Raw genomic sequence first — 12,544 nt, forward strand, 5'->3', positions numbered from 1 at the left:
CACCCGATTATTTAAGTTCTTTGATCTGTCCGCCCTCGACCGTCAGCAAATACGGCTCAACCTGGGCCTCGCGGTCCGGCAGAAAGGACCGCAAGCCGGTCACCCCGCGGAAGCCGCGCATGCCGCTGACCGCCTGGCGGACTTCGTCGCCGGAGCCGCCCTTTCGCCCGTGCAAGGCGTGGCCCAGGAAACGGATCGCGTCATAGCCCATCGCCTCGAGGGTCGAAGGCGTCCCGCCGTAGGCTCCCTGGAACTCTTGGACGAATTCCCGGACCGCCGGCGCGTCCGAATCCTTGAAGTAGATGTCGAGAAAGATCGATTGGTCGAGCAGGCCGCCGGATTTCGCCGCCAGGCTGGGGTCGTTCCAGGCATTGGTGCCGAGCAGCAGAATGTTCTCGATGCCGGCCGGCCGCAAAGCCGGAGCGATCTTTAAGACCGAAGCATAGGAATCGGGAATGAACAGCGAGTCGAAGCCCAGCGGATTGCTCGCCGAAATCTGAGACACGCTGAACTTGAGCTGCCGGAGCTGGTTGGCCGCATCGCCGGCCGAAGCGTAGCCCTGGGAGGCGGTGACGGTGGCGCCTTGGGCCGGCGCCATGTCCTTCATCGTCGACATCATCACCTTGCCGTAGTTCGAGTTCGGATAGAGGACGGCGATGTTCTTTTTCTGCCGTTTCTTCACCGCCTCGCCCAGCAAAGCTCGGACCTGCTCGCCCGGGGTCAGGCTGAAGCGAAAGATTTTGTCGCCGATGGCCGGAATGCCTTCCTTTTGGGCCAAGCTGATCATCACGACGCCCAGCTCCTGGGCTCGCCGGGCCGCGGCTTGGGCCGAGGCCGAGGAGAGCGGCCCGATGATCGCCGCCACCTTTTCGTCGCGAACCAAGGACTCCACCGCCTGAACCGCCAAGTTGGGATCGCCTTGATCGTCGCGGCTGACGATCTCGAGGTTGTTCACCCCGCTGCAGGGAGCCTTGAGGCTGGCCGCGCACTCCATGCCCTTGAGGGTGCTGGCGCCATAGACTTCATACTTTCCGGTGAGCGGGAGGATCACGCCGACCTTGAAGGTCTTGCCGCTGGGCTTGCCTTCCTTGCCCGGCTTGTAACCGAGCTTGGCCAGGGTCGGAGCGGCTTCCTTGGCCAGGGGATGGCCGGGATACTTGTCTTGGAGCCGGCCCAGGTATTTCTTGGCGTTCTTGCTGTCGCCGGCCTGGTTGTAAGCCATGCCCAGCTTGTAAGCGACATAGGGCTCGCTGGCCTTGGCCTTGTAATCCTTGAAGCGGGGATCGATCTGATCGATCGTGGCCGGCCGCCGGGCCCAGGCTTCGAGATCTTGGGTGACCGCCGGCCGCATCGGCGCTTCGCCGCCGTACTTTTGCTGGACCGTCGCGTCGCTCATCCCCTGATAGGTGTCGAGCAGCACCGCATCGTAGAAGCCGCGCCGCTCGGCCGAGCCGCCGGTCTTTTCCAGGGCGGCCAAGCCGAGGCCGCCGAGCTTGATCCGGTCGTTCTCGCCCAGGGCATGGGGCTGGGTCTTGTCGAAGTAAGCCAGGCTGCGGTCGAATTGATTGAGTCGAAATTGGGAGATACCGGCCTTGACCCGGGCCCGCGAAGCCACGTCGGGATCGGGCGTCTTGCCGATCAGCCGGTCGAAGGTCACGGTGGCGCCGTTGTAGTCCTTGCGCAGCATCTGGATCTGGCCGATCCGATAAAGGCTGGTGTCGGTCAGCTCGTTGTAGGGATATTTATCGACGTAGGCCTGATAGCCGCTCTCGGCTTGGGGATAGCGCTGGGCCTTGAATTCGTCCTCGGCCCGGGCAAAATCGGCGCGCGCCTCGGCGCTCACCGGGTTGGGATAGACCACCTTGGTCGGGCTGACCCCGCCCTTGATGCAAGCCGTGGTTGCCAGGAGGAGAAGGAGGACGAGGACCTTTCGCATTCTTTTCACCAAAACCATTTCTTGATCTTTTGCCAGAAACCCCGGGGCGTCACCGCGATGCCGCCCTGAATGCGGCGCAGGAGGTGGCGATCTCTTTCGCTGAGCGCGACCGGAGTCTTGACCTTTATTTTGACAAATTGATCGCCGCCTAATCCCATGCCTTTGAGGCGGAAGACCTGGCCGGACTGGGTGCCCGGCGGCAAGTGGAGCGTCGTGAAGCCGTCGAGAGTGGGGACTTTGACGTCGCCGCCCAGAGCGGCCTCGCTCATTTCGACGCTGGTCTCGCACATGATATCCTTGCCGTCAAAGGAAAAGCTGGGATGCCTCGCCAGCTTGAACACGGCCAAAGCGTCGCCGCGCCGGCCGGGAGCGGTTTCATGGCCTTCGTTGGGGAGAACCACGCTCTGGCCATCCTGCGAATGGGGCGGAACCGCAACTTTCAATTTGACCGCGCGGCGCTTGAAGCCGCGGGCCTTGCAGGCGACGCAGCCGCGCGAGCTCAAGAAGCCGCGGCCGTTGCATTTGGGGCACTCGCGGCGCTTGGTCCCGTCCTCGGGTCCGCCGACTTGGCCGGCGCCGAAGCAATAGGTGCAAGTGAAGATCTTGGCGCCATGGTCGACGCCGCTGCCCTTGCATTCGGCGCAGACTTCCTGCCGCTCGACCTCGACGGCCTTGGTCGTTCCCCGGAAGGCTTCCTCCAGCGTCAGCAGGATTTCAACCTGAAGCGCCGGCCGGTCATGCAGGGAAAAGGGATGATCGATGTCGAAGAGGGTCTTGAGGATGTCCTGGGCGTAGTCGCCGGTCATCCGAGCCGCGGCCGAAGGGCCTTGGAGAGCCCGCAGCGCTTCCATGTTCCCGGTCAAATAGGAATAGGCCTCGACCAGCTCCTTGAAGCGCTCTTCGGCGACCGGATTGTGGGGATTGCGGTCCGGATGGTATTGGAAGGCCAGCTCCTTGAAAGCCTTCTTGACCTCGGCCGGCGTGGCTTCGGGCCTGACGCCAAGGACCGCATGGTAGTTTTTCACTTTTTCCCTTCCGGCGGCTTGGCCACCGTCACCATCGCCGGCCGGATCAGGCGATCGTGCAGCTTGTAGCCCCGGCGGTATTCGTTGACCACGCTGTGGGGCTCGTGCTCCCCGGACTCCTGCTGACCGACCGCTTCATGATGATGAGGATCGAAGGGCTGGCCGAGCGAGACCACCGGGGTGACGCCGTAATTCTCCAAAACTTTCAGGAACTGGCGCAGGACCAGCTCCACGCCTTCGACGATCGCCGCCTTGTCCGAGGTATCGGCGTGGGCCAAAGCCTGCTCCAGCCCATCGAGCACCGGCAAGAGATCCTTGATCAGCCGCTCGTGGGCATAGCGCAGCGACTCTTCCTTTTCCTTGGCCGAGCGCTTTTTGGAATTGTCGAATTCGGCGTAAGCCCGGAGGTATTTGTCCTGGGCGTCCTTGGCGTTGGCCTCGGCTTCGGCCACGGCGATCTGGGCCTTCTCCAGCTCGGCTTCGAGCTCGGCGATCCGGCCGCGGTATTGGTCCTCGAGGCCGGGCGCGAGGCCGCCCTGCTCGGCCGCTTCCTTGACTCGGCTCTCGGCTTCCTTCTTGGCTTTGATCACCGACTTCAGTTGTTCGATCTTGTCGTTCGCCATGGCGCTATCCTGTAAAAATTTGGCTCAGCGAGCGGGCGGCATACTCGACCATCGGAATCAGCTTCGAATAATCCATCCGGGTCGGCCCGATCACGCCCAAGCTGCCGAGCGGCTTGTCGGCTTGGCCGTATTGGGCGACGATGAGGCTGCAATCGCTCAAATCGACCAGCCGGGATTCGCTGCCCACGAAGATCTGGACTCCCGGCGCCTTGATCGCCCGGTCGAGGAAGGCCACCAGCCGATGCTTCTCTTCCAGCGCCGCCAGGATCTCGCGGATCTTGTTCAAATTGGAAAACTCCTGGGTGTAAAGAAAATTCTTCTCGCCCTCGATGATGAGGCCGTCGGTCTCGGCGGCAAAGGTTTGCTGCGAGAGGATCAAGGCCTGTTTCAAGAGCCGATCCAAGGCCGCCTGCTGGCCGGCCATCTCTTCGAGGATCCGGACCTTGGCCTCGGCCAAATCGAGGCCGGCGAGCAGCGAGTTGAGGTAGTTGCTCATCCGCTGGAGCTCGACCTTGGAGTAGCTTTCCTCGGTCTCGAAGAGGCGGTTCTGGACCACGCCCTGCTCGGTGACCAAGATCACCAAAATCTGGCGCTCGCGGAGCGGGAGAAACTCGAGGTGCTTGAGCTTGGTCCACTCGGGCTTCGGCGCCAGGATCAGGCCGACGTGCTGGGAGAGGCCCGAGAGGACCCGGCTGGTGTTCTGGAGGATCGAGGCGGCGTCGGTGCCCTCGTCGAGCGAATGGCGGATGTGGCGCTTCACTTCATCGTCGAGCGGCTCCACCTTGAGGAGGCAGTCGATGTAGAAACGAAAGCCCTTGTCGGTGGGCACTCGGCCGGCCGAGGTGTGGGGCTGCTCGAGATAGCCGGCCTCCTCGAGCTCGGCCATCGCGTTGCGGATCGTCGCCGAGCTCAGCCCGAAATCCGGCGATTTGGAAAGAGCGATCGATCCCACCGGCTGGGCGCTGTGGATATAGCTCTCCACCAAAGCCCGTAAAATTTGGACTTGGCGCGGGTCCAGGGGTGGAGCGGTTTCGTTCATGCTAAGGGAAGAGTTAACGATCCGGCGAGGGGCTGTCAATCGGTGCGAGGAGCGCTTTTAAATCCCCCCGGCCCCCCTTTTTCAAAGGGGGGTGAAGAGGGCTTTGCCTCGCGGTTGCCCCCCTTTGAAAAAGGGGGGTTGGGGGGATTTTCCCCAACGCGGCAAACTAAAAAAACTCCCGTAAAAACTCATTGCTCAGCGCCAGGCCCGCTTCGGTGAAGCGGCAGCCCGCGGCATCGGCCTCGATCCAGCCCCTCGCTTCGCCCCGCTTCACGAGCGCCGCGAAATCGCTGGGAAAGGGCTCGCCGAAGCAGGCCTCGAAATCGGCATAGGCCACGCCCTCGCGTTTGCGCAGGCCCATCATCATGAACTCGCCTTGGGCTTGGGGCCGGGAGATGGATTCGACCTCGACCCGGTCCCAACACCGGGCCGTGCGCTGATATTCGGCCAGCCCCCGAGGATTGGTGAGACGGAGCGCGAAGGCCTCGGGGCCGGCCTTGGCGCCGAGCCGCGAAGGGAATCCCGGATCCAGCTCCGAAATTTTCAGCAAGGAGACGGCACCGGAGCCGAGGCCGACGAAGCTGTCGTAGTTCCAATAATGCAGATTGTGACGGGCCTCGGCGCCTTCCGCGGCATAGTTGCTGATCTCGTAGGCCTTCATGCCCTTGGCGAAGGCGAATTGCTCGACCCGGCGGCGCATCGCCTCGACGTCGGGCTCCGGCGGCAAGGGCAAGCGGTTTCGCAGGTGACGGTCGTAGAAAGGGGTCTCCTCCTCCACGATCAGCTCGTAGGCCGAAAGATGCCGCAGCGGATAAGTTTCCAAACCGGCCAAGGTCGCCTCGAGCTGGCGCATTTCCTGCTTGGGCAAGCCATACATCAAGTCGATGCTGAGCTTTTCGAATCCGGCATCCAGGCCCCAGCTCAGGGCTTGCAAAGCCTCTTCCGGATCGTGAGCTCGGCCCAGCTCCGCCAATAGGCCCGGGTCCAAAGTTTGGACGCCGATCGAGAGGCGGTTCACGCCGGCCTGTTGAAAACCACGCATTTTAGCCAAGTCGGCGGTCTTGGGATTCAGCTCCAGGCTGACTTCAGCCCCGGCGCGACGCGGACGAAGGCTTTCGGCCTCGGTCAGGACTGCTTCGATTCCCGCCGCCGAAAAAAGCGAAGGAGTTCCGCCGCCAAAAAAAACCGTGTCGAAACGGTCGGCCGCCCCGGGGCCCAAAAGCCCGGACCACCGGCCCATTTCACGACGCAAAGCGGCGAGATATTCGGCCTCGGGAAGCGCCGAGCGACCGATTCCGGCCGAGTTAAAATCGCAGTAATGGCACTTAGATACGCAAAAAGGGATGTGAATATAAAGTGACAGCATCGCCGGGTGGAATTTCACGAAATTGACTCTTGCATAATGGGGGCCCCTGCTCTATCACCGGGAAAATTTCCAAGGTTGGGTCTTTCGTCATGTCCCTTCTGACCGATAAAATCAAATCGCTGCTCACCGTCGAGAGCTCCCAAGTCTTAGCGAATCCCGAGAAGGGCCGCAAGCGGGCCACGGTTTTGGCGATCTGCTCGCAAAAAGGCGGCGTCGGCAAGACGACCAGCGCGGTCAACCTCGGGACGGCCTTGGCGAAGTTCCACGGAAAGAAAGTTCTGGTCGTCGACCTCGATCCCCAAGGCCACGTCGAAAAATCGCTGGGCGCCCTGATCCCCGAAGGCGTCGAATACTCGCCGATGTCCACCATCCTTTCGGCCAAGAAGGGCAATGTGATGGACGGCGTCATCAACACCGAGCTGGAAAACTTCTACATCACGCCCGGCGACAAGACGCTCTACGAGACCGAGAGCCTGCTGGCCACCAAGATCGGCAAGGAATACATCCTCAACGAGGCGATGAAGGCCGCCCGGACCCAATTCGACTACGTCCTCTTCGATTGCCCGCCCAACCTCGGCAACCTGACACTCAATGCCTTGGTGTCGAGCGACTTCTGCGTTGTGCCCTGCGAGATGAGCGTGTTGGCCTTCGAGGGAGTCAACGACTTGGTCGAGACGTTGGAGACCGTCAACGAGCGGCTCAATCCCCGGCTCAAGATCCTGGGGGTGCTTTTCACCCGGGTCGACGGCCGCAACGTCAACATGAACGAGATCATCGAGACCAACATCCGCAATTATTTCCGGGGCAAGGTTTTCAAGACCCAAATCGCGATCAACACCGCCCTCAACAAATCCCAGCTCGAAGGCCTGCCGGTTTTCCAAAACTACCCCTCGAGCTCCGGTTCCCAAAACTACCGCGAGCTGGCCGACGAGGTGGTCAAGAAGCTCAAGCGTCAAAGCGGCCCGGCCAATTCCTCCTCGATGAGCGCCGCCGCCAACAGCTAAGTTTCCCTCCCCCCCTCGCGGGAGAGGGTGAATCCACTTGCTTTTTCAAAGACTTAGCCCCAAAAAAGCCCCCGCAACTTTGGGCAAAAAAGCCCGATAAGACTCTTAGCGATGTACGGCCATAAGATATTAAAATTATTGGCTTTTTTATTGCTCTTGGCGGCTCCGGCCAGCCTTAGGGCCGAGGGCGGGGCCGATTTTTCCCAACTCTTCTCCGAAAAAGTTCTGACCGTCAGCCGAGGCGGCGACGGCCTTTTGCCCGGTACCCTGCGGACCGCTCTCATCCAAGCCAGCGGAATTCGGGCCCAAAGCGGCTTCACCTTGGTGAAGATCGTTTTCGATCCGACCATTGACCGAGTCCGCGTGACCAAGGGCCCCCTGCCCGAGGTTTCGGGCTCCCTGACCACCATCGACTGTCAAACTCCCCAGGGCCGGGTCTTGATTGAAGGGGTCGAGGAGAACGAGGCGGGCGTCGATCCCACCATCGAGGTCGCCGGCCTCAAGATCACCAGCAGCGGCAACGTCGTCCGCAATTGCCACTTCACCGGCTTCGGCGGCCCCGGCATCTTGGTCAAGGGCAACCGCAACACCATCGAGTTCAACACCATCGGCTACCACAAGGACTCGCCCGAAACCGCGATCTCCTCCTCGGCTCTCTTCGGCGAGCCCAAGACCAATCAAGGCGCCGGCATCCTGCTCGGCGACGGAGCCAGCGAGAACCTGATCCAGAGCAACGACATCGTCGCCAACACCTTCAACGGCGTCGAGATCGGCCCCGGCGCCGGCCCCAACAACAAGATCGTTTACAATTACTTTTCCAAGAACAGCGGCCAAGCCATCAAGGTCGGTCCCAACCGCTATTCGACCAAGCGGCCCCAGATCACCAAGGTCGTCCAAGAGGGCGAGAACTTCATGATCAGCGGCGTCGCCGAAGCCAACGTCGAGCTCCAGATCTACACCATCGGCAAGGAACCGGGCGAAGTCGGGATGATCGTCGTGCCGCGGGTTCAGATTCCCCGCGACAATTTCACCATCGCCACCAAGAGCAAGGGCTTCATCCCCAACCAGACCAAGATCGCGGCCCTGGCCCACGGCATCGGCCGCAATTCCAGCGAATTCAGCTCGTCGATCGTCATTCCGGCGCCCAACGCCAGCAGCACCGCGCCGGTCGAGGCCGAGCCGGCGCCCAAGACCGAGTCGCCGGCCAAGGAAGAGCCGGTGGAAGGCGAAGGCGCGCCGGTCGAGGGCGAGGCCGACCAAGCCGTCGTCGATCCCGATACGCCGTCGCGCAGCATCGACAAGGCGCCGCCCAAGCCGGCCGGCCAACCCAAGCTTCCTGAAAAGCTTCCCGACGCTTCCGACACCGTCATCAACATCCAAGGGATGGGCGATGGCGGCCACGAGCCCGACGCCGGCGGCATGGGCGAAAAGAGCCCGCGCTTCGGCGGCCTGGGATTCTAAGTTCCTTTAATTCAATTGCAGAATGGACCGCGCCTCTTCGACCGAAGCGGCGCGCCGGCCCCGCTCTTGAAGCCGATGCAGCGCTTCGTCGACCAAGTCGCCGTTGGAGGCGGCCATCTCGCCGTTGGGCAAATAGAAGTTGTCTTCCAAGCCGACCCGCAGGTCACCACCCAGATCCAGGGCCTCTTCGATCAAGCGCCATTGGTCGCGGCCGATGCCGATGACTTCCCAATGCGAGCCTTTCGGGAGATTTTGGGCCATGCAGGCCAAATTGCCGGGCCGGGCCGGAATGCCGCCGAGCACGCCGAGGATCAGGCTGTAATGGGCCGGCGCCTTCAGCAAACCCATGTCGATGAAGGGCTCGGCGTTGGCAACGTGGCCGACGTCGAAGCATTCGAGCTCGGGCTTGGCTCCGGCCTGGTTGATCTGTTCGAGGCAGTATTGGATATCGCGGAAGGGATTGGCGAAGACGTGGTCGTGGTAGAAGGCCTTCTGCTTCCGGCTGTAAATGGCGTAATTCATCGAGCCCATATTGAGGGCGGCGATCTCGGGCCGGTGCTCGACGATATGGCGAGTCCGCTCCTGGATCGGCAGGCCGATGCCGCCGGAGGAGAAATTCAGCAGGACCGGGCAGCGCTTTCGGATCTCTTCCTTGATCTGGCCGAAAACCGCCGACTCCCAGCTGGGGCCGCCGTCGGGCCGGCGGGCGTGGATGTGGACCACCGCCGCCCCGGCTTCGTAGGCCCGGCGGGCCTCCTCGGCGATCTCCGCCGGCGAATAGGGAATCGCCGGGCACTGCTCCTTGCGGGCCAGGACGCCGGTCAGGGCGCAGGTGACGATGACCTTGTCGCCGCTCATGGGCTGATCCAATAGGAAAAAATTTTGAGGAACTCGTTGGCCACCGTCTTCCACTCTCGCCGGCTCAGGCTGCCCAGGTTTTTCTGCAAAACGTTGGCGTCGATGCTGACGATCTTGCTGAGCCGGATCTTGGCCGGAAACTTCAGGCCAGCCTGCATCCAATCGAGGACTTGGTAATCGCCCGGCATCTCGACCTCGTCGACCTTGCTGGTCACCAAGGAAACCACCGCCATGGTCGGGGTGCCCTTGGCCTGGACCCGGGAAACCACGAAAGCCGGTCTTTGATGGACGGAATGAGGATCGCTGAGAGGATAGGGAACGAGGACGAAGTCGCCCGCTTTAAAGTCGATCATAGTTGGCGTCTCGAGGATTGTCCCATTCCACGAAGGAAGGTTCCAGCCGTTTCACGAGCGCCTGCTGCTCTCTCTTGTTGGAGAAGAACCCTTGGAGCGCCTTCTGGACGATGTCGCGCATCGAGCGCCGTTGAACGGCGGCCTCGAGCTTGAGCATCTTCATGAGTTCGGGGTCCACGAGGTCGACGGTGATCCGAGTTCTTTTCATGATTCCAGGAAAACAATAAATCGCCTTCGCCGTCAAGAATCCGCGGCCGCTTGGATCGAAAAAGACCTAAAAAAATTCTGTGCAGAACCGCCGTGCCATGACGGAGAGCGTCATGAGCGCTCAGACCGGCGCCACGCCATGCTTCTTTTTTGGCCAATCCCAATGTTTGGCGCGGGCCAATTCCAGGGTTCGCAGCACCCAGCGCTTGGTCTCGCGGGGATCGATGACGTCGTCGATGTAGGCTCCGGCCGCGGCCTTTTCGAGGCTGATCTCGCGGCGGTAGCGCTCGACGAGCTCGGCTCGGGTCTTTTCGGGGTCGGCCGCGCTTTCGACCTGCTTGCGGAACAAAATATTGACCGCGCCTTCCGCGCCCATCAGCGAAATCTCGGCGGTCGGCCAAGCCACCAGGCCGTCGGGCTCGTAGCCCCGGCCGCACATGACGTAATAACCGGCGCCGTAGGCCTTGCGGATGACGACGGTCATCTTGGGGACGCTGGCCCGGGAGACGGCGTAGAGCATCTTGGCGCCGTGGCGAATGATGCCCTGGCGCTCGACCTTGGAGCCGACCATGAAGCCGGGCACGTCCTGCAGGAAAAGCAGCGGGATGTTGAAAGCGTCGCAGAGGTTGATGAAGCGCGCGCCCTTGTCGGCGGCGTCGACGTCGAGGGCCCCGCCCATCACCATCGGCTGGCTGGCGACGATGCCGAGCGGGTAGCCGTCGAAGCGGGCCAAGCCGACGAGCAGCGACTTGGCGAAATTCGGCTTGAGCTCCAGGAAGCGCTCGTGATCGGCCAGGCGGCGGATGATCTCGTGCATGTCGTAGGGCTTCTTGGAGCTGTCGGGCAGCACCTGCAAAATCGAGTCGTCGACTTTGTCGCCGGCATTGCCCTGATCCTCGTATTCCGAAAAGGAATATTCGGAAAAGGTGCTTTGACTGGAGAGCCGCGGCGGCAGCTCTTCGCTGTTTTGGGGGAAATAGCTCAAATACTCCTGGATCACCTCGATGCAGGCCTTGTCGTCAGCGACTTCGAGGTCCCCCACCCCGCTGACCTCGCAGTGCATCTTCGATCCGCCGAGCTCCTCCATCGTGATGTCCTCGCCGATCACCGCCTTGACCAAGGGCGGCCCGGCCAGGGCCATCGAGGAGGTTCCCTTCACCATCGGGACGAAGTCGGCCAGCGCCGGGATGTAGGCGGTGCCGGCGGCGCAGGGCCCCATCATCGCGGCGACCTGCGGGATGCAGCCGCTCATCTTGACTTGGTCGTAGAACATCTTGCCGCTCTCGGCGAACTGGGAGCCGGCGATCTCCTGGACCCGGGCGCCGGCCGAATCGAGCAGCCAAACGATGGGGATCCGCTCGCGGAGCGCGGTTTCGCGGAGCCGGTCGACCTTGCGTTCCTGGACGACTCCGATCGAGCCGGCCATGACCGTGAAGTCGTAGGCCACGCAGGCGACCGGCCGGCCCTTCACTTTGCCGTAGCCGGTGACGCAGCCGTCGGCCGGCGTGCTCCGGCCCTGCATGTCGGGATGAGTCGATTGATGATGGGCCAAGAGGCCGATCTCGACGAAGCTGCCCTTGTCGAAGAGCAGGTCGATCCGCTCCCGCGCGGTCAGCTTGCCGGCGGCATGCTGCTTGGCGATCTCCTCGGGCCCGCCCATGGCCAGGGACTCGCGCTTTTTCGACTCGAGGGATTTGAGTAAATCGTCCAAGCCAAACTCCTACTCCCCCTCCTTTGTAAGGAGGGGGTCGGGGGGAGGTAGAGCGCTCGCATCATGCAAAACCCTTGCACAACGCCAACGCTCTACCCCTCCCTAACCCTCCCCTTACAAAGGGGAGGGAACGAAATTAAACCCACTTCATCTTTTTAACGATGATCTCTTTCATGATCTCCGACGAGCCGCCGCCGATGGTCATCAGGCGGATGTCGCGGGTGAAACGCGAGAGGTCGTACTCTTCCATGTAGCCGTTGCCGCCGTGGGCTTGGAGGCAGTCGTAGGCCACCCGCTGGGCCAAGTCGCCGGCGAAGAGCTTGGCCATCGAGACCTCCTTGCTGCATTCGACGCCGGCCTGGAAGAGCGCTACCGCGTGGTAGGTCAGGCGCTTGGCGGCCTCGATCTGAGTGGCCAGCTCGGCGAACTTGTGTTGCCAGACCTGGAAATCGATCACCCGCTTGCCAAAAGCCTGGCGCTCCTGGCAATAACGAATGGTCTCGGCCAAGGTCAGCTCCGAGCCCGAGACGCAGGTGATCGCGGCGACCAACCTTTCACCTTGGAAATTCTTCATGATGTAGACGAAGCCCTGGTTCTCCTCGCCGATGACGTAGCGCCGAGGGATGCGGCAGTTCTCGAAGAAGAGCAAGGCCGTGTCCGAGGAATGGTTGCCCATCTTCTCCAGCTTCTTGCCGACCGCGAAGCCCTTGGTGTCGGTCGGGAAAGAGACCAGGCTGATGCCCTTGAAGCCGGGGCCGCCGGTGCGCACCGCCAGCGTGATGAAATCGGCCCGGCCGCCGTTGGTGATGAAGGTCTTGGCGCCGTTGATGACGTAGTCCTCGCCTTGCACCTCGGCCCGGGTCGTGATGCTGGCGACATCGGAGCCGCAGCCCGGCTCGGTGATGCCCAAAGCCGCGATCTTCTCGCCCTTGATCGCCGGGATCAGGAATTCCCGCTTTTG

The 12,544-nt window shown here is 62.1% G+C and carries 12 protein-coding genes; 2 read left to right on the forward strand and 10 right to left on the reverse strand.

Translation table 11 applies throughout. From position 1 onward, the window contains the following. Positions 1 to 7: 7 nt before the first annotated feature. The 5 genes from VJR29_02565 to hemW all read right to left on the reverse strand — a co-directional run bounded on the left by VJR29_02565 (position 8) and on the right by hemW (position 5,989). On the reverse strand, positions 8 to 1,936 hold the full coding sequence (locus VJR29_02565) for a penicillin-binding protein activator (protein ID HKY62276.1): 1,929 nt from the start codon (positions 1,934 to 1,936) through the stop codon (positions 8 to 10). A gap of 5 nt (positions 1,937 to 1,941) precedes the next feature. Then, positions 1,942 to 2,961, reverse strand: a complete 1,020-nt coding sequence (locus VJR29_02570) for a J domain-containing protein (GenBank protein ID HKY62277.1) — start codon at positions 2,959 to 2,961, stop codon at positions 1,942 to 1,944. Next, a complete protein-coding gene (gene grpE / locus VJR29_02575; GenBank protein ID HKY62278.1) occupies positions 2,958 to 3,584 on the reverse strand; it encodes a nucleotide exchange factor GrpE in 627 nt (208 codons plus the stop codon). Before grpE ends, VJR29_02570 begins: the two co-directional genes overlap by 4 nt. Before the next feature lie 4 nt (positions 3,585 to 3,588). Further along, on the reverse strand, positions 3,589 to 4,623 hold the full coding sequence (hrcA, locus tag VJR29_02580; protein ID HKY62279.1) for a heat-inducible transcriptional repressor HrcA: 1,035 nt from the start codon (positions 4,621 to 4,623) through the stop codon (positions 3,589 to 3,591). Between the two features lie 166 nt (positions 4,624 to 4,789). Beyond that, the gene (gene hemW / locus VJR29_02585) at positions 4,790 to 5,989 is read right to left on the reverse strand and encodes a radical SAM family heme chaperone HemW (GenBank protein ID HKY62280.1); all 1,200 of its coding nucleotides are present in this window, start codon (positions 5,987 to 5,989) and stop codon (positions 4,790 to 4,792) included. A gap of 89 nt (positions 5,990 to 6,078) precedes the next feature. Between hemW and VJR29_02590 the strand changes: the two genes are divergently transcribed. Both VJR29_02590 and VJR29_02595 read left to right on the forward strand, forming a co-directional pair. After that, entirely contained in the window at positions 6,079 to 6,993 is a 915-nt protein-coding gene (locus VJR29_02590) for a ParA family protein (GenBank protein HKY62281.1), read from the forward strand. 111 nt (positions 6,994 to 7,104) lie between these two features. Then, entirely contained in the window at positions 7,105 to 8,454 is a 1,350-nt protein-coding gene (locus VJR29_02595) for a right-handed parallel beta-helix repeat-containing protein (protein HKY62282.1), read from the forward strand. Positions 8,455 to 8,460: 6 nt separating this feature from the next. Here the strand turns inward: VJR29_02595 and VJR29_02600 are convergent, their stop codons facing one another. The 5 genes from VJR29_02600 to VJR29_02620 all read right to left on the reverse strand — a co-directional run. Next, positions 8,461 to 9,312, reverse strand: coding sequence for a 3-keto-5-aminohexanoate cleavage protein (locus VJR29_02600; protein ID HKY62283.1), 852 nt, complete (start codon positions 9,310 to 9,312; stop codon positions 8,461 to 8,463). After that, positions 9,309 to 9,665, reverse strand: coding sequence for a type II toxin-antitoxin system PemK/MazF family toxin (locus VJR29_02605; protein ID HKY62284.1), 357 nt, complete (start codon positions 9,663 to 9,665; stop codon positions 9,309 to 9,311). Before VJR29_02605 ends, VJR29_02600 begins: the two co-directional genes overlap by 4 nt. Continuing rightward, positions 9,652 to 9,873 carry a hypothetical protein gene (locus VJR29_02610; GenBank protein ID HKY62285.1) on the reverse strand — a complete coding sequence of 74 codons (222 nt, stop codon included), beginning with the start codon at positions 9,871 to 9,873 and terminating at the stop codon, positions 9,652 to 9,654. Before VJR29_02610 ends, VJR29_02605 begins: the two co-directional genes overlap by 14 nt. Positions 9,874 to 9,993: 120 nt before the next feature. After that, a complete protein-coding gene (locus tag VJR29_02615; GenBank protein ID HKY62286.1) occupies positions 9,994 to 11,583 on the reverse strand; it encodes an acyl-CoA carboxylase subunit beta in 1,590 nt (529 codons plus the stop codon). A gap of 136 nt (positions 11,584 to 11,719) precedes the next feature. Further along, positions 11,720 to 12,544: acyl-CoA dehydrogenase family protein (locus VJR29_02620; GenBank protein HKY62287.1), on the reverse strand; the 825-nt coding region annotated here is incomplete at its 5' end.

The organism is bacterium, from assembly GCA_035281585.1.
Lineage (GTDB): Bacteria > UBA10199 > UBA10199 > DSSB01 > DSSB01 > DATEDP01.

Coding starts and splice junctions, on each gene's coding strand:
- grpE (HKY62278.1), bottom strand. CDS start 3,584: ATGGCGAACGACAAGATCGAACAACTGAAGTCGGTGATCAAAGCCAAG.
- VJR29_02590 (HKY62281.1), top strand. CDS start 6,079: ATGTCCCTTCTGACCGATAAAATCAAATCGCTGCTCACCGTCGAGAGC.
- VJR29_02605 (HKY62284.1), bottom strand. CDS start 9,665: ATGATCGACTTTAAAGCGGGCGACTTCGTCCTCGTTCCCTATCCTCTC.
- hrcA (HKY62279.1), bottom strand. CDS start 4,623: ATGAACGAAACCGCTCCACCCCTGGACCCGCGCCAAGTCCAAATTTTA.
- VJR29_02595 (HKY62282.1), top strand. CDS start 7,105: ATGTACGGCCATAAGATATTAAAATTATTGGCTTTTTTATTGCTCTTG.
- VJR29_02565 (HKY62276.1), bottom strand. CDS start 1,936: ATGCGAAAGGTCCTCGTCCTCCTTCTCCTCCTGGCAACCACGGCTTGC.
- VJR29_02610 (HKY62285.1), bottom strand. CDS start 9,873: ATGAAAAGAACTCGGATCACCGTCGACCTCGTGGACCCCGAACTCATG.
- VJR29_02600 (HKY62283.1), bottom strand. CDS start 9,312: ATGAGCGGCGACAAGGTCATCGTCACCTGCGCCCTGACCGGCGTCCTG.
- hemW (HKY62280.1), bottom strand. CDS start 5,989: ATGCTGTCACTTTATATTCACATCCCTTTTTGCGTATCTAAGTGCCAT.